Source organism: Echinicola arenosa (assembly GCF_014841125.1).
Lineage (GTDB): Bacteria > Bacteroidota > Bacteroidia > Cytophagales > Cyclobacteriaceae > Echinicola > Echinicola arenosa.
Window position 1 is genome coordinate 778,312 of record NZ_JACYTQ010000002.1, and the last position, 20,827, is coordinate 799,138.

Annotated in this window: 22 protein-coding genes; 7 read left to right on the forward strand and 15 right to left on the reverse strand. The window is 38.8% G+C overall.

The genetic code is table 11. From position 1 onward, the window contains the following. Positions 1-5 precede the first annotated feature (5 nt). Positions 6-356 carry a hypothetical protein gene (locus IFO69_RS07990; protein ID WP_192009535.1) on the reverse strand — a complete coding sequence of 117 codons (351 nt, stop codon included), beginning with the start codon at positions 354-356 and terminating at the stop codon, positions 6-8. A gap of 77 nt (positions 357-433) precedes the next feature. Between IFO69_RS07990 and IFO69_RS07995 the strand changes: the two genes are divergently transcribed. Then, on the forward strand, positions 434-769 hold the full coding sequence (locus IFO69_RS07995; protein ID WP_192009536.1) for a tRNA-binding protein: 336 nt from the start codon (positions 434-436) through the stop codon (positions 767-769). A 48-nt stretch (positions 770-817) separates the two neighbouring features. After that, positions 818-3,280: a bifunctional UDP-N-acetylmuramoyl-tripeptide:D-alanyl-D-alanine ligase/alanine racemase gene (locus IFO69_RS08000; RefSeq protein ID WP_192009537.1), complete on the forward strand. Its 2,463-nt coding sequence runs from the start codon at positions 818-820 to the stop codon at positions 3,278-3,280. Here IFO69_RS08000 and wecB read toward each other — a convergent pair whose 3' ends face one another. From wecB to IFO69_RS08050, 10 genes are all read right to left on the reverse strand, one after another. Next, positions 3,281-4,378: a non-hydrolyzing UDP-N-acetylglucosamine 2-epimerase gene (gene wecB / locus IFO69_RS08005; protein ID WP_192009538.1), complete on the reverse strand. Its 1,098-nt coding sequence runs from the start codon at positions 4,376-4,378 to the stop codon at positions 3,281-3,283. It lies immediately after the preceding gene. Between the two features lie 195 nt (positions 4,379-4,573). Next, on the reverse strand, positions 4,574-5,746 hold the full coding sequence (locus IFO69_RS08010; protein ID WP_192009539.1) for a BamA/TamA family outer membrane protein: 1,173 nt from the start codon (positions 5,744-5,746) through the stop codon (positions 4,574-4,576). 88 nt (positions 5,747-5,834) lie between these two features. Further along, positions 5,835-6,530: a fatty acid desaturase gene (locus IFO69_RS08015; protein ID WP_192009540.1), complete on the reverse strand. Its 696-nt coding sequence runs from the start codon at positions 6,528-6,530 to the stop codon at positions 5,835-5,837. 36 nt (positions 6,531-6,566) lie between these two features. Next, positions 6,567-7,412: a 4-hydroxy-3-methylbut-2-enyl diphosphate reductase gene (locus tag IFO69_RS08020; RefSeq protein WP_192009541.1), complete on the reverse strand. Its 846-nt coding sequence runs from the start codon at positions 7,410-7,412 to the stop codon at positions 6,567-6,569. 3 nt (positions 7,413-7,415) lie between these two features. Next, positions 7,416-8,126: a lycopene cyclase domain-containing protein gene (locus IFO69_RS08025; RefSeq protein WP_192009542.1), complete on the reverse strand. Its 711-nt coding sequence runs from the start codon at positions 8,124-8,126 to the stop codon at positions 7,416-7,418. A 3-nt stretch (positions 8,127-8,129) separates the two neighbouring features. Then, positions 8,130-8,975 carry a phytoene/squalene synthase family protein gene (locus tag IFO69_RS08030; protein ID WP_192009543.1) on the reverse strand — a complete coding sequence of 282 codons (846 nt, stop codon included), beginning with the start codon at positions 8,973-8,975 and terminating at the stop codon, positions 8,130-8,132. 6 nt (positions 8,976-8,981) lie between these two features. Next, positions 8,982-10,478, reverse strand: coding sequence for a phytoene desaturase family protein (locus IFO69_RS08035; RefSeq protein ID WP_192009544.1), 1,497 nt, complete (start codon positions 10,476-10,478; stop codon positions 8,982-8,984). A 1-nt stretch (position 10,479) separates the two neighbouring features. Then, on the reverse strand, positions 10,480-10,989 hold the full coding sequence (locus tag IFO69_RS08040) for an RNA polymerase sigma factor (protein ID WP_192009545.1): 510 nt from the start codon (positions 10,987-10,989) through the stop codon (positions 10,480-10,482). 186 nt (positions 10,990-11,175) lie between these two features. After that, positions 11,176-12,072, reverse strand: a complete 897-nt coding sequence (locus tag IFO69_RS08045; protein ID WP_192009546.1) for a MerR family transcriptional regulator — start codon at positions 12,070-12,072, stop codon at positions 11,176-11,178. Beyond that, positions 12,069-12,518 (reverse strand): sterol desaturase family protein, encoded by a 450-nt coding sequence (locus IFO69_RS08050; RefSeq protein ID WP_192009547.1) that lies wholly within the window; start codon positions 12,516-12,518, stop codon positions 12,069-12,071. Before IFO69_RS08050 ends, IFO69_RS08045 begins: the two co-directional genes overlap by 4 nt. Positions 12,519-12,705: 187 nt before the next feature. Here IFO69_RS08050 and IFO69_RS08055 point away from each other — a divergent pair, with 187 nt between their 5' ends. Beyond that, positions 12,706-13,008 (forward strand): DUF4286 family protein, encoded by a 303-nt coding sequence (locus IFO69_RS08055; RefSeq protein WP_192009548.1) that lies wholly within the window; start codon positions 12,706-12,708, stop codon positions 13,006-13,008. Between the two features lie 61 nt (positions 13,009-13,069). On the opposite strand, the gene IFO69_RS08060 is transcribed toward IFO69_RS08055, so the two are convergent. After that, positions 13,070-13,546 (reverse strand): GNAT family N-acetyltransferase, encoded by a 477-nt coding sequence (locus IFO69_RS08060; protein WP_192009549.1) that lies wholly within the window; start codon positions 13,544-13,546, stop codon positions 13,070-13,072. A gap of 111 nt (positions 13,547-13,657) precedes the next feature. On the opposite strand from IFO69_RS08060, the gene IFO69_RS08065 reads away from it, so the two are divergent. Next, positions 13,658-14,425, forward strand: a complete 768-nt coding sequence (locus IFO69_RS08065; RefSeq protein WP_192009550.1) for a type III pantothenate kinase — start codon at positions 13,658-13,660, stop codon at positions 14,423-14,425. Positions 14,426-14,628: 203 nt separating this feature from the next. Here IFO69_RS08065 and IFO69_RS08070 read toward each other — a convergent pair whose 3' ends face one another. The 3 genes from IFO69_RS08070 to IFO69_RS08080 form a co-directional block, all read right to left on the reverse strand. Further along, complete coding sequence (locus IFO69_RS08070) at positions 14,629-16,200, reverse strand: Rne/Rng family ribonuclease (protein WP_192009551.1); 1,572 nt, start codon at positions 16,198-16,200, stop codon at positions 14,629-14,631. Positions 16,201-16,385: 185 nt separating this feature from the next. Then, complete coding sequence (locus tag IFO69_RS08075; protein ID WP_192009552.1) at positions 16,386-17,204, reverse strand: tetratricopeptide repeat protein; 819 nt, start codon at positions 17,202-17,204, stop codon at positions 16,386-16,388. Between the two features lie 19 nt (positions 17,205-17,223). Beyond that, complete coding sequence (locus tag IFO69_RS08080) at positions 17,224-17,532, reverse strand: HU family DNA-binding protein (protein WP_192009553.1); 309 nt, start codon at positions 17,530-17,532, stop codon at positions 17,224-17,226. Positions 17,533-17,690: 158 nt separating this feature from the next. Here IFO69_RS08080 and mutY point away from each other — a divergent pair, with 158 nt between their 5' ends. The 3 genes from mutY to gldE all read left to right on the forward strand — a co-directional run bounded on the left by mutY (position 17,691) and on the right by gldE (position 20,699). Next, positions 17,691-18,764 carry an A/G-specific adenine glycosylase gene (gene mutY / locus IFO69_RS08085; RefSeq protein ID WP_192009554.1) on the forward strand — a complete coding sequence of 358 codons (1,074 nt, stop codon included), beginning with the start codon at positions 17,691-17,693 and terminating at the stop codon, positions 18,762-18,764. A gap of 54 nt (positions 18,765-18,818) precedes the next feature. After that, positions 18,819-19,283, forward strand: a complete 465-nt coding sequence (locus IFO69_RS08090; RefSeq protein WP_192009555.1) for a single-stranded DNA-binding protein — start codon at positions 18,819-18,821, stop codon at positions 19,281-19,283. A 66-nt stretch (positions 19,284-19,349) separates the two neighbouring features. Further along, on the forward strand, positions 19,350-20,699 hold the full coding sequence (gene gldE, locus IFO69_RS08095) for a gliding motility-associated protein GldE (protein ID WP_192009556.1): 1,350 nt from the start codon (positions 19,350-19,352) through the stop codon (positions 20,697-20,699). Positions 20,700-20,827 lie beyond the last annotated feature (128 nt).

The following is a 20,827-nucleotide window of genomic DNA, read 5'->3' on the forward strand; positions in this document are numbered from 1 at the left end:
CTTGTTTAATCTTCTTTGAAACGGTCCACTATATATAAAAACAGATTAAATGATAGAGTAGACATTTCATCTTTCTTGACATCTTTTTCTCCTGAAGCCTTATAGATAGGATTTTCCTTTCTTTCTTTCACAGTGGGTTTACTTACAGGATTTGTCTTTTCTGGTTTATATTCCTCAAAAGAGTTTACATTTCCATTATCCTCCAATACTTCCAAACGGCTTCTTTCTTGTTGCGATGAACGATCACAATCCCTAACTTCTTGTGCATCCGCTTCGGTTGACAAAAATGCTCCGACAATTGCTCCAAACATAATAGCAAGGAAAGATTTAGAAAGAATTTGGTTAGCTTTGAACATCGTAAAATATAATTTTAACAATCTTTTGTTGGCCTTATTACATTCGAAGTTTCCAAATATACAAATAATTGAATAAGATGCAAACGATTCAGTTTTCTGATTTTCAAAAGGTTGAAATCAGAATAGGCACCATTATCCAAGCAGAAATTTTTAGTGAAGCTAAAAAACCCGCCTATAAGCTTCTTGTAGACTTGGGAGAGCTAGGTATTAAAAAGTCTTCTGCACAAATAACAGAAAATTATGTTCCGGAAAATTTAGTTGGAAAGCATGTTATTTGCATTTGCAATTTTCCTCCCAAGCAAATTGCCAACATCATGTCAGAAGTATTGGTAACCGGTTTCCATGATCAAAACGGACATGTTGTTCTGGCTACTTCAGATTTGCCAGTACCCAATGGAACAAAGCTGTATTAATTCTGATGAATTCTTGATTTTAGCTCTTCCAAAACCATTATAGATCTCATGATGAAACCTATCTCCATTGAAGAACTTGCTCCATTGATCCAAGGCAAGATTATTCAGAAGAATTCCCATCATCTTATTGAATTTGTTTCTACAGATTCCCGCAAAATCATCAAAAGCGAAACTACCTTGTTTGTGGCATTGAGGGGATTCAAAGTTGATGGCCATTTTTTCTTAAAAGAAGCCTATCAATTAGGGGTTAAGAATTTCATCATTGAAAGAGAGGTTTCTCATTTCACATTTTCAAATGCCAACATTATCAAAGTAGGCAATGCATTGGATGCAATGCAATCTTTGGCAGCCTGGAACCGGTCAAATTTCTCTGGCCCTGTCATTGGTATCACGGGAAGTAATGGAAAGACAATAGTCAAAGAATGGATTGGTCAACTACTTTCTGTGAAGTTTGACATCGCCAAAAGTCCTAAGAGCTACAACAGTCAAACTGGCGTTCCACTCTCCATATTTGGTATTGAAAGTCACCATCGGGCCGCTATCTTAGAGGCTGGGATATCCAAGCCAGGTGAAATGGAACGGCTTGAGCAAATGATCAAACCGAATGTGGGAATCTTCACCAATATTGGTACTGCTCATGCTGAAGGTTTTGAAAGTCAAGAGCAGAAACTCCATGAAAAGGCTTTACTATTTAAAGATAGCCAATTCATTATCTATCGACAAGACCATCAAGCGATTCATGAATTTTTAATCAAAAACTTCTCATCTGACAGATTAATCTCATGGTCCCAACAGCCTGGGGCTGATTATACCCTCTCCATAAAAAAAGAAGATTCAGAAAGCAAAATCACCTTGATCAAACCGGACTTGGGGCTTTTCACCTTCTCTACCCGATTTACAGATGAAGCGTCTTTGGAAAACCTTCGCCATGCGATAGTCGCAGGACTTACCTTAGGACTCTCTGAGCAGGATATTCGAAAAACCATACCTCAGCTCACTACAATAGAAATGAGGCTAACCCTGAAAGCTGGGGTCAACCAGTCTCTGATTATAGATGACACTTATAATAATGACTTAGCAGGTCTTGATATTGCCTTAGAGTTTTTACAGAACCAAAGACAAAAAAATAGAAAAGTAGTCATTTTATCGGATCTCCTTCAAGCTGGGGATTCTGATTTTGTCTATAATCGTGTCAATGCCCTTATAAAGCATTATCAAATAGATTTATTGATTGGTGTAGGAAATGAAATCAAACAATTAGGGCTAAATCCTCCATGTTCCACGCTCTTTTTTGAAAGTACCGAGCACCTTCTATCCACCATTAATGAAATTCCATTTCAAAATGACCTGATATTAATCAAGGGCGCCAGGGCTTTTGCTTTCGAACAGGTAGTGAATGCCCTTCAAGAAAGAATTCACGGCACAGTGCTAGAAATCAATTTGAACGCGCTAAGAAGGAATTTTACTTTTTATAAACAGCTGTTAGAACCAAAAACAAAAGTCATGGTCATGGTCAAGGCATTTGCTTATGGAGGAGGAGCCACTGAAATAGCACACCATTTAGAACAGTTAAAAGCTGATTACCTAGCTGTGGCCTATACCGATGAGGGAGTGGCACTGCGTATGGATAAAATCAAACTCCCTATTATGGTCCTAAACCCAGCACCTGAATCTTTCCCAAATCTCATCAGGCATAAGCTTGAGCCCGTTGTTTATAGCCCCTCATTTTTCAAGCAACTGGGTGAATATTGTCAGAGTAACCAATCTCATTTGAGCATCCATTTGGACTTGGATACGGGCATGCACCGTTTGGGATTTGGTGAAGAAAATCTTAAAGATTTAGTGGATTTGATTCAAGATTACCCAGAATTACACATCGCCAGCTGCTATACACATTTGGCAGGGGCCGATGAGGCCATACATGAAGAATTCACAAAGAAACAAATAGAATTGTTTTCATCTATGTGTGATGCTATCCAAAACTCACTTGACTATTCCCCCATCAGACATGCACTCAATTCTGCTGGCATAGTAAGGTACCCCCAACATCAATTTGATATGGTTAGATTAGGCATTGGACTATATGGTGTGGAAGTCAATGGGATGCATGGAAGTGCACTACAGCCGGTAAGCACTTTAAAAACAACGGTGTCTCAGATCAAAGCGTTAAAAAAAGGTCAAACAGTAGGCTATAGTAGAAAAGGTTCCATGAAACGTGATGGGAAAATTGCCACCATCGCCATAGGGTATGCAGACGGCTATGACAGGCGCTTCAGCAATGGTAACGGACAAGTCTTAATCAATGGTAAAAAAGCTCCAGTCATTGGAAATGTCTGTATGGATATGACCATGGTGGACATTACAGACATGGAAGTTAGAGAAGGCGATGAAGTTATTATCTACGGAGAAGGGCTTTCCATTATCGAACAGGCAAAGTCCATAGGAACCATTGCTTATGAATTACTAACCAATATCAGTGGACGTGTGAAAAGAGTTTATTATTTGGATTGATCAATTGGCATAAATCTCCAACAAGATCTTAACAATTCTATCAGAAGTATTTCCATCCCAAAGCGGAATTTGTTGATATTGTTTCCATTGGCCTGAAAGCATTCTTTCCAAATAAGGCTTGAGTTTGGAAGGGTCAGTACCAACCAGCTCATTTGTACCCAGCTCTATGGTCTCAGGTCTTTCCGTATTATCCCTAAGGGTCAAACAGGGAACATTCATAACAGAAGCTTCTTCCGTAATTCCGCCGGAGTCGGTAATCACACCTTTCGAATGTTTCACCAAATAATTAAACTCCAAGTAAGAAAGCGGTTCGACATAATGTAGTCTATCGTTTTCAATCCCTAAGTTCTTCAACACCTTCGCGGTCCTTGGGTGAACTGGAAAAACAACGGACAAACTTCCCGTTCCTTCTAAAATAGCTTCCATCATGGCTTTTAGCTTCACTTCCTCGTCCACATTTGCTGGACGATGCAAAGTCAACATAAAGTAGCTCTGGGAATAGAGTTTATCGTAAATATCACCTTCCGGCTTTCGGAACCTAGGCATCTGGCTAAACAAAGTGTCAATCATCGTATTTCCTACAAAATGGATACGATGGCTTTCTACGCCTGAGGTTTTGAGGTTTTCATTCGCTAATTCAGACGTAGTAAAAAAATGATCTGTGATGCTATCAGTTACTATCCGATTGATTTCTTCTGGCATACTCAAATCTCCAGAACGGATTCCTCCCTCCACGTGAACGACTGGAACCATTAATTTTTTAGCAGTAATAGAACAAGCCAAGGTCGAAGTCACATCACCTACCACCAAAACCACATCAGGCTTATTGCTTAGAAGTTCCTTTTCAAAACCAATCATGATGGCAGCAGTTTGCTCTGCTTGAGAGCCTCCACCAGCTTCTAAGTTGGCATTTGGGTTTGGGATATTCAGTTGTTCGAAAAAGTCCCCTGACATCTTGTGATCATAATGCTGACCCGTATGCACCAACCTAAAGTCAATATCAATTCCTAAACCTTTTTGCCTATCAATGGCATGAATAATAGGAGCGATTTTCATAAAGTTTGGGCGGGCACCAGCAACTAAGGTGATATTGAGCATAAGACGATCGAGCTAACAAATTACTATTAAAATGGCCATGTTGACCATGCTGCGAATATACTGATTCTTTTATTGGAACTAAAAATAGGACAATTTTAATCTATGTGGTTACTTTATAAAAAAGTGAGGTACACCTACTTTCCTAGCAATTTCGTTGCCCATATCAGCTTGATGTATGTTTTCGATTAGAGTTAATCAGATGACCTCATTAAGGCCAAAGTAAAAGGCAGTTTGGTCTCCAAAGCCAAAGTCAATGCGAATATTGATGCCTTCATCCATCAATTTATAGCGAACTCCAAATCCTCCGCCATAGTGGAAACGGTCAAATCCATAGGTAGAGATTTTGTCCGCTACTTGCCCTGCATTACTGAAAAGTACCATTCCCAAGTTTCCATAAACAGGCAACCTTAATTCAGCCTGGTAAACCATCGCCATCTTGTCCCGGTAACGCCCTTCAAAATATCCACGCATTCTCCGGCTGCCACCAATCGTTGCCATTTGCTGGAAAGGGGGCTCTCCCTCTATAAAACTCCACCATGCTTGGACAGCCAGTAATTTATTTCTTAAAACAGGCACATATTTTCTCAGGTCTAACTCATAACGATTATATGTGTATATGCTTCCTAAAAATGGCTGAAAAGACATCCATGTAAATTGATGATAAGAACCAGACTGAGGCTGGAATACATCATCTCTGGAGTCATAATTCAACTTTAAGCCCAAGCCTGATACCCGAGGCTTGTCACTGCCTGGAATGGATCCGCTGTCCAAAAGCCCTCCTTCTTGTTTCTCATAAACATTGTCGGCGCGAAACTCTATCCGTGGACCTATATAAACATCAGGCAAAATCCTTCTCATATAATTAAGGTGGAAATAGACACATCTACTGGCATAGTCTTCTTGATTTTCTGAGGGAAGATCATTTCCAACACCATAGAATTTAAAGGGGTATTTGGTCAGCTCTAGCCTTGCATTGACATAGTCTTTATTGTAATTCTTCCATAAATCCAGGTCAAGTTCCAAAATTGCCTGCTTCTTTAGGGTATAAATAAATGTAATTGGCATGGATGAGGGCCGAAGATTCTGCTCAACCATTTTATCTGATTTAAAAACCTTGATAGCTCCTGCCCCTACTCCTAAACTGGTTTCAGGAGAATAGGTAACTGCTGGAATAAAAGACCAAGTGTCCGTGCTCAATACATCCAGCACCTTTTCCACCGTACCAAAAAGACCTCCTTCTGGCCCTTCATATATTGAAGTATCCCTGGAAACCTTGAGAGCGTCATCTTGTGCAAATACCACGGGGACCTTAGTGATAGAAAAAGCAAAGACCAATGAGGTCAGAATTATTAGGCTGTTATTCGACATTGATAGAAAGCTGAACATTGAAATGAAGTTCCGCAAAATTACTGAAATCTATCTACTCAACACGAAAACCTACTAAAAGGATAAGGTTTTAAGCTTTGTATCTCCACAATCTCCACCAAGGAGTTCCAGGAGAATCATGATGTTCATAATGATACCCAAAAAAATAACACGTTAGAAACGCCCAAAAATGATTTTTTTTCATGCTCCCAGACTGATGCTTATTATCATGCTCTCCCTTGTGAGGCAAATAAGTCCCAAAATAAAATAGCTGAAAGGTGGACAAAATAGCAGGTAGCATCCAATAGAACACCAAATTTTCAACAGGATAAACCAGCCTGAGCAATTGAAACGCAACTCCCATCAATACCAATTGACCTAATGAAAGATAGGTTTTTATAAAGCTCCAATACCAAGGCCAAAAATCACCTGATTCATGATAATCCGGGTCACCTGCGGAAGCTACAAAGCGATGGTGATCATGATGTTTTGGAAATAACTTATGGTAAAAATTAAAAGAAAAAAGGATGGCACAAAACCAGCCAATGGCTTTATTTAGCCTTTTATTGGAGGATACGGTTCCATGCATAGCATCATGGGCCGTGATAAAAAGCCCGGTATAAAGATGCATTTGAAGCAGGACTCCCATGTAAGTCAGGGGATTGGAATAATCCATTTCCCAGTTAAGAAAAAATAGAAGAGATAGAAACCATATCAAAATAATTCCCAAAGCAATGATAGTTCCCATTGGATCGACTGGCCGATATTTTTCTTTGACAAAAGACATATTTTCCTCCAAGATACTGTAAGATAAAAATATCTTTTAAAAGTTCAGCAAGCGGTCCCTGACCTCCTCCATCAACCACCTAGGTGTAGAAGTCGCTCCACAGATACCTATCGTTTCATTGGAATTGAACCATGACGGTTTTACTTGATCTGCATTGGAGACAAAATAGGTTTCAGTATTCTGACTTTTACAAACTTCATAAAGGGCCTTACCGTTACTTGATTTGCTTCCACTCACAAAAACGACTTTATCGAATTTTGTCGAAAACTTTCTCAATTCTTTATCTCGGTTGGAGACCTGTCGACAGATGGTATCATTGGTCTGAACCGTAATGCCCTTTTCTTCCAATATCCGGTTGATTTCATAAAACCTATCTGTACTTTTGGTAGTCTGACTGAAAAGGGTAATCCTTTCAGGCATATTGTCCAAGTCCAATTCTTCAATATTTTGAAATACTACCGCCTCATGCTTTGTCTGACCTAATAGGCCTTCTACCTCAGCATGCCCATGTTTACCAAAAATATAGATCCTATCCTTTCGGTCAAAGGCATTCTTAATCCTATTTTGAAGCTTTAGCACAACTGGACAACTTGCATCGACCAAAGTAAGGTCATTTTTCAGTGCTAACTCATAGGTAGTTGGGGGTTCTCCATGGGCCCTGATCAAGACCTTTTCATTTTTTAAATCTTTTAAAAATTCTCGATCTATAATTTTAAGACCCTTGCTTACCAAACGGCTGACTTCCTCATCATTATGTACTATATCCCCCAGGCAATATAGGTGCCCCTCTTCATCAAGGATTTCCTCTGCCATCTCTATGGCATATACTACACCAAAACAAAAACCAGAATTAGGATCGATATGTACTTTGAGATCTAACATATCTTATAAACCCAAAGGGCTTTGGATTGTTTTTCTTTGCTTGATTTTTTCATAAATAGAAATATTCATCAGCATCAGTCCCATAGAATAGATAAAGTCTTCTATAGGGATAGTAAATACGCGTAGCCCCAAATTTTCTGCGTCATCATAAAACACCACAGGTTCAGATGTAAATGCTCCTGTCAAGGTGCCGTTGAACAGTAAAAACGGTATCAAATGCACCAAGTAAAACACATAAAATCTTCCTAAAATTTTATCCCTAAAGAAATAATAATGAATGGCCAGCAGGAGGGCTACCAAAGTAAAGTTCACCCCGGTATACCATTTGTCAAGGTTTAGGATTCCTATAACAACCAAGACTCCTATGAGCAAAAGTGTAATGCCTTTGGTAATCGATACCGTTGGTCTTTGAGGAAAATAAAATTGGAGTACTTCATAAATAAAAATAGTTGAGAAGGGGACAATGATGAAAAAAAGACATTCCTCTAAAGGCAAACTACCCAAGTATATACCTGTTAAATATTTTTCATTGAAGCCCCACACCCCCATCACTGTAAACCACTGATCCCAAGCCAAATATAAAGCAGCAGTAAAAAAAATGGCTGGAAATAACGCAAACCACTTTTTAGCATATCTTACCTTAGACTCAAATGACCAAAGCAAAGGGAACAATAATGTCGCAATGTTTAATATCAAATAGAGATATTTCTCCATGTGCTACTCCTCTAACCCTAATTTTGATCCAAAGTAAATACTTAAAAGCAATGACAGCTTTTTGATATTAGGGATTCGCACCCTTCTTAAAGTAATCGTTTCTGGTTCTAACTTCTTAATCTTACGAAACAGATTCAAATAATATAAATAGGCTATTTTGACCCCAATTTTTGCACCAACAGGCAATCGCTTTATCCCCTCATAGGCATCATCAAAGTCTTTTTGAATATCCTCTTCAATTTCTTTTTTCTTTGTACGATTAAAATTTTTATAATCCACTTCCGGAAAATAAACCCTTCCTCTTTCTTCATAATCACTTTTGATATCCCTCAAGAAATTGACCTTTTGAAATGCCGAGCCTAATTTGCAAGCTGGTAATTTCAGTTGTTCATATTCTTCCTGATTTCCTTCGCAAAACACCTTCAAACACATCAAGCCAACTACCTCTGCAGATCCGTAGATGTATTGTTTGTATTTACTATCATTGTAAAGGCTAAAATCAAGATCCATAGCCATACTATCCAGAAATGCATCAATAAGCTCCTTCTCAATCCCATACTGATGTACCACTATTTGAAAAGCATGTAAGACAGGATTCATACTTATTTTTTGATCTATAGCTTCATAAGTATCTTCCCGGAATTTATCCAAAAGATACTTTTTATCCTTATGGTGAAAAGTATCTACAATCTCATCTGCAAAACGCACAAAACCATAAATACCATATATTGGGCTGTGAAGCTTCTGATCCATCACCCGAATGCCTAAACTAAAAGAAGTACTGTACTTTTGAGTAATCAGTTTGCTACACGCTAGCGTCGTCTGATGGTATAAATTAAGAGCATCCATGGTTTGTTAGTTTTGAGGGGCTATTGAAAATTTCTGTTTGATAATCTCGTGCGCCACTACCTGGCCTGAGATTAAAGAGGGGGGCACTCCTGGACCCGGTACAGTAAGTTGCCCAGTATAATATAAATTTTTGAGTTTTTTGTTCCTCAATTTTGGCTTCAACAGTGCTGTTTGACCTAAAGTATTCGCCAATCCATATGCATTACCTTTAAAAGCATTATAATCCGAAATAAAATCTCGGTGTGCATAAGACCTGCGATAGATCACATGTTCTATGATACTTTGCCCTGTAAGCTTCTCTAATCTATCCATCACCAATTGAAAATACTCTTCTCTCTTGGCATCAGAATCCTCTAAATCTGGGGCAAGGGGAATGAGGATAAAAAGGTTTTCTTTGCCTTCTGGTGCCACGGTAGGATCTGTCTTCGAAGGGCAACACACGTAAAACAATGGCTTCTCTGGCCAGTCCGGGTTTTCATAAATTGCCGCTGCATGAGGTTCCAGAGGTTCATCAAAAAAGAGGTTGTGATGGTCTAGGTTTTTCAGTTTCTTATCAATGCCCAAATAAAAAATAAGGCTGGAAGGAGCTAGGGTTCTTTTGTCCCAATAAGTATCAGAATAATTTCTGCAGTCAGGTGGCAGTAGAACACTATCCACATGGTGATAGTCCGCTCCCGCAATCACAATATCTGCAAGGAAAGACCTATCATCTGTCAAATGAACTGCCTTGGCCTCTCCATTTTGTACTTTAATATGGCTTACATCAGCATTGTAGACAAACTCAACTCCCCTTTCTTCCGCTAATGCGACCATTCCTTTGATGATCTCGTGCATACCTCCCATAGGATACCAAGTACCCAAAACCATATCCGCATAGTTCATCAAGCTGTAAAGCGCTGGTATTTTCTCCGCTGTCTGACCCAGGAAAAGTACAGGGAACTCCATCAGCATTACCAGTTTTTCATTTTTGAAAAACTTGCTCACATGCTTTTTCATGGAATTAAAAATATCCAGCTTGATCAAGTCATTAATTATTCCAGGCTGCGCAAATTCCCATATGGACTGACCTGGCTTGTATACCCAATCCTGAATACCTACTTTATATTTGTGGGCGGCTTGCCCCAGAAATTTCTCCAGCTGTTCTGCAGCTCCTACTTCAATTGATTCAAACAATTCCTTTAATCGACCTAAATCAGCAGGCATATCAATCTGATCACCCTTACCAAAAAAAACCTTATAGGAAGGATCCAGTCTTACAAGCTTATAATAATCGGAAGTTTTTTTTCCGAATTGCGCAAAATAACTATCAAACACATCTGGCATCCAATACCAACTTGGCCCCATATCAAAAGTAAATCCCTCAGCGGTAAATTTTCGAGCGCGACCTCCGGGACTATCGTTTTTCTCCAATAACGTTACCCGATAGCCTTGATTGGCTAACCTAGTGGCTGCTGCAATACCCGCAAAGCCTGCACCTATTACCACTACTTGTTCGTTGGTCATTTTAGTCAAGCTTGTAAACCTTTAGATCATCTTTCAAGATTTTCCTCGCAATATGGATTCTGTTTTTGACCGTTCCGATTGGCAAATCTAAATTCTCAGCTATTTCCTGATATTTCCATCCTTTAAAGTACATCATGAATGGAACCTGATACACATCATCTAATCTATCAATGCATTTATTGATATCTTTTAAGGCAAACTCACCGGGAGCTCCATTTTCCACTGCTGTATCTCCTGAGTTAATATAATGTAAATTATCCGTTGTATCTACAAATGTTGCTCTTCTTACCATTCTTTGGTAATTGGTTATGAAGGTATTTTTCATAATGGTATATAACCAAGCTTTCAGGTTGGTACCATCCGAAAACTTATCTCTATTCGTAAATGCTTTGAGAACTGTGTCCTGCAGCAAATCATTTGCTTCGTCCAGGTCCTTGGTCAGCCTGAGAGCAAAAGGCTTAAGTGACTTAGAATGCTGATTTAGGGTATAACTGAATTCAAGAGTTGTCATAGCTTGATTTTTTTGTTTAATCAAATATAGTTTTTATTAAACAAAATAAAAATATTTGTTTAATTTTTTTTTCATATCATTAAACAAAAATTTATTTAGCATAAAAAAAGGGCTATTGCCCTCGTGATTCTATAAAACATGATTAATATCTTTCTTCCTTATTTAGATCGTAGAACCTTGAAGAAATCAGTTCTTATTAATTACCTTTCTATCCTCTTGTAAATAAAATTTAACCTCTTCTATTTTATTCATTATCATGACATTCTCAGGCACCTCAACTTCGCCTCTAATAACCTGATACCCCGATACGATAATGGTACTCTTCGGAAAAGTTCGGCTAAGCTCACAAAGGTATTTCTCCACAAACTCTACTTCAGGGGAAGTTGTAAGTACCGTGATCAAATAATCTGGTTGATGAAACTTATAAACTTCTAACAAGTCTTCTTGCGGAGTGCTCTGTCCAAGATAAATCACCTTATGCCCTTCCCTTTTGATCAAATAAGCAGCAAAAAGAAGTGAAATTTCATGCAGCTCTCCCTCAGGCAAAAAGAGCATAAACTTCTTCCCCCCGCCTTGATAAACATACCGATCGATCGCCACAATCAGTTTTTGCCTGATCAAATTACTGATAAAATGCTCTTGAGCTGGAGAGATTGCACCTATTTGCCATAAAACACCGATTTTAGACAAAAAGGGATAAATAACACTTAACATAGTTTCATCAAAACCAATACTTCTCGTATTGATTGATAGAATACGATCAAAGCCCTCTTCATCAATTTCTATCATACAAACAGTAAGGGCATAGATCTGATCCTCATAAGCCATTGCACCTTCTGTCAATGCAATGATCTTATCCCGCATCTCCTCAGCACTCATCTTTGCAATCTTGGAGATTTTAAAGCCATTGTTGTTCAGCAAAGAAACATTGAGGATCAATTTCAAATCCGCATCATCATAATACCTTATATTGGTATCTGTTCTTTTTGGTTCTACCAAATTGTAACGTTGCTCCCAAATCCGGATGGTATGTGCCTTGATCCCTGAAAGGTGCTCCAAATCCTTTATCGAATAACTACTCATTTCTTCCCTTCTTTAAAGTATTTTAGTGGAACTAGTAAGAGACCGAAAGCCTCTGTTCCCTTTTTTTTATTATTGGCATGATGGGCTTGATGAGCCTTAAATATACCCCTAAAGAAGCTATTTCTATTTGGCCTTTTCATCCACTTTCCCCTTCTGTGGATCAGAACATCATGCAACACAAAATAACCAGCTCCATAAATGGTAATCCCCAATCCCATCCAGAATCTGTAATCCAGCTGCTCAAAACCAAGAACCATTAAAATGATCGAAACACTCCCAAATAGCAGTGAAAATATGTCATTAAGCTCAAATGCCCCCTTAGAGCGCTGATGGTGCGTCCTGTGAATTCTCCATAGCAATCCATGCATGATATACTTATGGATAAACCAACCAGAAATCTCCATCAGGAAAAAACCTAAAATCACAAATAGTAGTGCAAATAACATGAATTGATAACCTTTTGTAGATTAAAATGTTTGCAGTGTCACAAATAAAACTCCCAATTCTGCTTTAATTTGTTTCAATACAGCTCAAACCATCCAAAATATCTATTTTTGTAACCAGATACATTTAAGCAAAAATAAATATTTTGTTTAACTATAACTATTTGAACAATAAACAAAATCTGATAAAATGATTTTATACAATATTACAGTAAATATTGACCAAGATGTGGAGAAGGAATGGGTACAATGGATGAAGGCTACCCATATTCCCAAAGTAATGGAAACCGGCCTATTCAATGAATTTAAGTTCTACAAGCTTTTGCATGAAATGGAAGGCGGAGGAGTTAATTATTCCGTCCAATATTTTGCGGAAAGCATGGATCATGTCTTGGATTACCAAAACAACCATGATATGAAGATTCATGAAGTCTTCAATAAAAAATACAATAACAAATACGCTCTATTCAGATCTGTTTTAGAACAGGTTTAAAAATAAGGCTGTATCAAATATTTGGTATAGCCTTATTATTGTATCTCATGAAATAAGGCAACTAGTTCAGCATTTCCCTTATCTCTTCAGCTTGCAAGTGGCAGTTGTACCAACCTTCTTCAATATCTGCATTATACTTATTGTAAAAATTGATGGCCGGTTCATTCCAATCCAAGACTTGCCACATCATTCCCGTACAATTATCCTCCAAGGACTTTTTCATCACCCTTTCAAATAGCAATTTACCTGCTCCTTTGCCCCTTTCCTTTTCTGTCACAATGTAATCCTCTAAGTACAACCTTCTTCCCTTCCAAGTACTGTAACGATAATAATAAATGGCCGTCCCAATGATTTCCTGTGTTGCCTCTTTGATCAATACAAAAAAGCCATAGACTGGATTAGGGCCGAACCCATCTTCTTCCATCATCGCCACAGTATTGGTTACTTGCTCAGGCGCTTTCTCATAAATTGCCAATTCTTCTATCAATTCGAATATTCTGGGCAAATCCTCTTTTTTTCCTTCTCTGATCTTATACATAATCCGAAATTATAAAAATTTGAAAAAAGAACGTTGCTCTTGCTTCATTTTACTCCATCAAGATGCTAGATTTATACAGGTTCTGTGATTTTGAATATAAAACTCCACACTATGTTTCTCTCTATCGATGCCGGTAATTCAAATATTGTTTTTGGCTTCTATGACAATGGTAGCCAAACTTGGAAATATGAGCACAGAGTAGAAACAAAAAGAGAGGTCAGTGTAAACAAATTGGCCAAAGACCTACAGCTTTTCTTTCTAGAGATGGGACTCAAACCTATTCAGGTCAAACAAATCGGCATTAGCTCTGTAGTTCCTGAAATCAACCGTACCTTGATCAGCCTTTCAGAATCCTTTTTTAACATTACTCCCCACTTCATTAATGAACACAGCTATTCATCTGTAAATATCCTCACAACAAGGCCTGCAGAAATGGGCACGGACCTTATGGCCAATGCTGTGGCTGCATTTGAAGCCCATCGTTCCGCATGTATTATTGTAGATTTTGGAACTGCGCTGACTTTTACCGTAATCAGTGATAAAGGAGAAATTATAGGAGTAAACATAGTTCCTGGCCTTAAAACGGCATTAAAATCTCTATTTAGAAATACTTCTAAACTTCCTGAGGTCAAGCTGGAACTACCTACATCTGCCATTGGGAAAAATACCATCCATTCCATTCAAGCAGGTATACTTTATGGCTACTCTGGATTGGTGAAAGGGATGCTACAAACCATCCAACAAGAGCTCTCCATGGATTTTACCATTATTGCTACTGGTGGCCTTTCTGAAATTTTAACCAATCTAAAAGATACATTTGACTATATTGATCGTAACCTAACACTTAAAGGAATCAAAATAATTGCAGAAAGGAATTGAGCAAAATTGTAAAAACATCTATTTGCGTGAATTTTTAACAGATCATTTTACTTGACATTGATCTTTTGTAGAAACACTTACTAAACAAGCGCTTACCTATTTCAGAAAAACGAAAACAATGAGTGGAAATTAATATTTTATAAACAATTTCAACTTACTATCTGGGACTAAAAAAGATAGGTCAGACATAAAAAAAACGGAGCTTATTCGGCTCCGTCTTTTACTATAAGTTCTATTTCTTCTCCTGTTTCATCCAGGAATTTATACTCCGTCACTGGTAATGAAGAATCTTTGATCAGTTTTACCCATTTGAAATATTTAAAAAACCATTTAACCCTTTTTGAAATCATGCCATGGGTAAAGTATGCATGAAGGTAAGGGTGCAACCCAATTTTAATCTTGGGTAAGTTCTGGTGAACCGCAGTATACTCAAGGTCTCTTTCCAGCTTATCAGCCACCAAAATTGAGGCTTGGATCTTTCCTGTCCCATTACATGAAGGACAAGTTTCTTTGGTCACAATATTCACTTCAGGTCTTACTCTTTGCCTGGTGATCTGCATCAACCCAAACTTGGTCAATGGCAGGACGGTGTTTTTGGACCTATCCTCCTTCATTTCAGCTTTCATAGCATCATAGACTGCCCTTTTATTTTCGGCCTTTTTCATGTCTATGAAGTCAATGACGATGATTCCGCCCATATCTCGGAGGCGAAGCTGTCTGGCAATTTCTTTAACGGCAACCAGGTTAGTTTTTAATGCTGTTGTTTCCTGGTCACTTTCTTGGTTGGACTTGTTTCCACTGTTTACGTCTATAACGTGCAGTGCCTCGGTATGCTCAATAATGAGATATCCGCCATGAGGCAGGCTTACCGATTGTCCAAACAGACTCTTGATTTGCTTTTCAATTCCAAAACTTTCAAAGAGCTTAGCTTTTCCGTTGTAAAGCTTAACAATTTTTTCCTTTTCAGGGGCAATCGACCTTATATAAGATCTGATCTGATCATAGATTAATTCATCCTCTACCGTGATTGCATCGAATGATTCGTTGAGTAGGTCTCTGATAATAGAGCTGGCCATACTCATTTCTCCTATCACCTTGTCTTTGCTCTTGGCTTTCATCAGCTTCTTCATGCCATCCTCCCAGGTAGTTACCAAGTTTCTAAGGTCTTTGTCCAGTTCCGTTACGGACTGGCCCTCAGCTACTGTTCTGATAATTACACCAAAATTGGCTGGCTTGATCGAAGTGATGAGCCTGGCAAGCCTCCTTCTTTCTTCAGCCTTCCTGATCTTTTTGGATACATTGACTGAATTGGAAAAAGGAACCAGCACCAAATAGCGACCGGCTAGGGAGAGCTCACAGGATAGTCGCGGGCCTTTCGTTGAGATCGGCTCCTTTACAACCTGAACTAAAATTTGATTGGTTTTAGAAAGGACTTGGGAAATTTTCCCCAGCTTTTCTATCTCAGGTTCTAGTTCAAACCCTTTAAGAGTGGGATGGTCCGAATGATTGTTTCTAATATGCTTAGTGTATTTCACCAAGCTTTTCACTTTCGGTCCAAGATCTTGGTAATGCAAAAAAGCATCTTTTTCGTAACCTACATCAATAAAGGCCGCATTCAGCCCATTGACAATTTTACGAACCGTACCAAGGTACATATCCCCTACTTTAAACTGGTTGTTGTCTTCATCTGAATGAAGTTCTACCAGTCCCTTGTTTTTTAAAAGGGCTATTCGACTACTGTTTTGAGCAGAATCAATTACTAATTCCGTACTCAAATCGTGTCTCCTTTTTTATGTTAATGAACGTTGTTTTGTGTAAAAACTCAAAAAGAAGAAGTGTATTACTTCTTCTTATGTCTGTTTTTTCTAAGTCTTTTCTTACGCTTGTGCGTAGCAATCTTATGTCTTTTTCTTTTTTTACCGCAAGGCATAATCTTATGGATTTAAGTTTAACAATACTTTTATAGTTGCCCCAGATAATTGTCCACACTCGAGATAATCATGGGATCATCTGTCATGTCTTTTACCAGCTGGAGCTGTTTTTTAGCTTTATTTTTCTGCTTCGCTTCAAAGTAGCTCACCCCGAGGTAAAACTGACCTTGAATGTTCTCTGGGTGATAGCCGATAAGCTCTTCAAAACGTTCAACCGCTCGTTTGTACTGGCCTGACTGCATGGACAGGATTCCCATATTAAACAAAGCCTGCTCGTTTTGAGGATCTTCTTCGAGTACCTCCCTAAGCATCATAATACCCTGCATAGGGTTGGTAGATGACACATGCGTCATCGCTACCTTAGTTTTGAGATCAAGTCGATCCGGTTGCTTTTCAAGCACCCTGTTCAAATAATCCCTGGTTTGTCCGGCAAGATGAGCAACCTTATCCTCGTCCATCGCAAAACCAAATGCTTCATAAAAAGCATTACCTGCTTTCTCAAGGGATTCCATGTCTGGATACCTGTCAGCACTTTGACCCAAATAGTAGGCTGCACTGTCATACATCCCGGAACTCACATAGAAAGAGGCAATTGAATCTGCAAAGATAGTAATTTTTTCTTTACTTTCAGCTTTTTCTAAATTGGTTATCAAGGTACTTACCGTGCCCCGCTCTGAATCCGGAATACTGGTACTGTGTGCTTGAGCCACTGAGTCAGCAGACGCCATATCTTCCTGCTCGAGGGCTTCACCATCGTCTGCATTGTCCACTACTACTCTTGGTAGCGAATAAAGAGCTGCCGCAGCGACGAAGACTACAACGACCAGGATGATTTGCGACTTTTTCATAGACAGTAGATCTCTCCGATTAGTCCTGAAGAGTTACTTCCTTTACTTTTTTGCTGTTTTTAATCTTGTCGATGAAGACTTTAGATGGCTTAAAAGCCGGAACATAATGCTCATCGATAACGATAGCAGTATTTTTAGAAATGTTTCTGGCGATTTTCTTAGCGCGCTTCTTGTTAATGAAGCTACCGAATCCCCTCACATAAATATTCTCTCCCTCTGACATGGAATCTTTTACTACTTTGAAGAATGCCTCAATAGTCTGAGTTACATCATCCTTCTGAATTCCTGTCTTGTCCGAAATCTTGGTAATTACCTCTGCTTTAGTCACTGTATTTAAATTTTAATTTGATTAAATTGCTTAACAATCTATTAACCAACTAATTTTGGGACTGCAAATTTAAATGATGCTTTTCAATATAAAAACAAAATAAAGAAAATTAGCGTCTTTTGTTCAACGAAAAGTTTACAGATAAAATTTCAAAAGTTTTGAATTTCAACGTTTTTGCCTCCCAGCTTCTCCTTTGGTACCCACAAAATAAAAGGGATCTGCCGTGGAGAAACACCCAAAACCCATACATCATTTGGTTGTCAGAAATTATTCTTCAGCAAACCAGAGTCGCCCAAGGACTACCCTATTTTGAGAAATTTGTCTCTTATTATCCCTCTGTTCAGGACCTCGCGAAAGCACCAACTGAAGAAATCATGCGCCTTTGGCAAGGATTAGGCTACTATAGCAGGGCCAGAAACCTTCATGAATGTGCCAAACAAGTGGTCAATGAATATAGAGGACAATTCCCCTCCGATTACAAAAGTCTTCTAAAACTCAAAGGTGTGGGACAGTATACCGCCGCAGCCATTGCTTCCTTTGCCTTCAAAGAAAAAGTCGCCGTAGTGGATGGCAATGTATTCCGTGTCCTAAGTCGGTACTTCGGTATCGAAACAGATATTAGCAGCTCACAAGGCAAAAAGGAATTCCAAGAACTCGCCAATAAGCTAATCCCAAAAGAACACCCAGATGAATATAACCAGGCTATCATGGAATTTGGTGCTTTGCAATGCACCCCAAAAAAACCTGACTGTGACAATTGCCCCTTATTGGATGGATGCTTTGCGGCCAAACATCAAATGGTAAGCTCCCTACCAGTTAAAGAAAAGAAAATAAAAGTCAAAACACGCGCATTTCTTTACCATGACATTACCTGCGGCGAACTAACAATAGCCAAAACTCGAGGCCCCAAAGACATTTGGCAAGGCCTAACAGATTTTCCTTTAGTGGAATTTTCCTCTCCTGAAAAGATGGACCCTGAGGCATCAAATTTGTTTCATGAACTTCAAGCATTTAAGCCGAGCATAAACTTCGAAAAGGAAAAGACTTATAAACATATACTGACCCATCAAAAAATTTTTTCAAACTTTGTCTCGTTCAACATAGATAAAGATCATCAATCAGCCTTGGAAAAATGGGCCAAAGACAATGATTTTCTCTGCTGTACTGAAGCAGAATTGGAAGCTTTGGGTAAGCCAAAACTGATTGTTCGTTATTTGAACGATAAAAAATAATCCTTAAATTTAAAAGTACGCTTTTTAACAAAATTCTATAAATCAACTTAAACTATGGCCGGTGTAAATAAAGTAATATTAGTTGGCAATCTAGGTAAAGACCCTGAAGTGAGGCATTTGGAAAGTGGTAGCGTAGTAGCCAACCTGACACTAGCAACTACAGAAGCATACAAAGACCGCAACGGAAACCGTGTAGAAAATACTGAATGGCATGACCTGGAATTGTGGGACGGGCAAGCAAAAGTAGCGGAACAATATTTGCGAAAAGGCAGCCAAATCTTCGTAGAAGGAAAGATCAAATCCGACACTTGGCAAGATGAGCAGGGAAACAACAGGAAAAGAACAAAAATCCGTGTACTGAGCTTCACCATGCTTGGCTCCAAAAACAGTGAAATGGGCGCTGGAGGAAGCAGCAATCCCAATACCATGAGCCAACCTAACGCTGGCAACCCTCAACCCGCATCCATGCCTTCATCAGGAGGAAATATCGAAGAGGGTGATGATGACTTACCATTCTAATTGGGTCATTTTAAGAATTGTAATGGATAAATCATTAATTTTGCAGAACAATATTTGAATCACTTAATGGACGATCCATACCCGAGTATTTTGTTGCTGGCTGAAATCAACCAGGTTTCGGCCGGCTATATCATTCTTAATAGTCTTATTTTTCTAGCACTGCTTTTGGCCTCTGCTCTTATTTCCGGCTCAGAAGTGGCTTACTTTTCGCTATCTCATGATGATTTAAGCCTGCTTAGCACTGAAACAGATGAAACTTCCAGCTTGGTGATCAAACTGATCGAAGCACCTCAAAAACTACTCAGTACGATTTTGATCCTGAACAACATGATCAACATCGGCATAGTGACTTTGACCACGTTCTTTACCTTGACACTCTTTGGAGCCAACGCTACCGGCCTTATGGTTATCCTGATTCAAACCGTTGGGATCACCTTTGCCATTGTCTTTTTTGGCGAAATTGTTCCAAAAGTATATGCCAACAATGCCAGAATCAGCTTTTCCAAGCTTATGGCCAAAAGTCTTAATTTCTTCTCCATCGCTTTAGCACCACTTTCTTCCTTCCTGATGGCCATCAGTAATATCATTGAAAGAAGAATAGAAAGAAAAGGCTATACGCTCTCGGTTAATGAACTTCATCAAGCCTTAGAAATCACAGCTGAACACACCACAGAAGGAGAAAAAGACATCTTTAAAGGCATTGTAAATTTTGGAACTTTGTCCGTGAAACAGGTCATGTGCTCCAGGATGGATATCACGGCAGTCGATGCGGAAATGGACTTCCATGAACTAATGGATAAAATCAACAAAAGCGGCTATTCCAGAATCCCAGTTTATAGAGAAACCATTGATAATATTGAAGGGATACTGTACATCAAAGACCTGCTTTCTCATATTGAAAAAGATGAAGATTTCCAATGGCAAACCTTGACTAGAAAAGGATTTTTTGTTCCAGAAAACAAAAAAATTGATGCCTTGCTCAAGGACTTCCAAAACAAAAGGGTACATATGGCCGTCGTCGTGGATGAGTATGGAGGAACATCCGGATTGGTGACTTTAGAAGATTTGATCGAAGAAATCATTGGGGAAATCAATGATGAATTTGACGACAGTGAAGAATCGCTTTTTAAGCAAATCGATGACAGTACCTATGTCTTTGAAGGAAAAGTTTCCTTAAATGACTTTTGTAAAAGGTTGGAATTGGATCCCCAGTCTTTTGATGAGGTAAAGGGAGACAGTGAATCTTTGGGAGGATTGCTTCTGGAGATCAATGCCAAATTACCTAAAAACGGGTCTAAAATCCAGTTTGATAAATTCACCTTTACCATCCTGGCCGTGGATGCTCGTAGGATCAAAAAAGTAAAGGTAAAACTCCACTCTCAAGAAGCTGGGGATGTGGCACATAACGAAGATTAAAGCCAACTAAAAATCAAGGCTTTTGCCAACCAAAAAACTGCCATTCGGATTATATTCAAGATAATTCAGTTTCCTTTATATTTTCAGCGATAATTTCTTTGCAACCATCAATCGAGCATGATTCATTG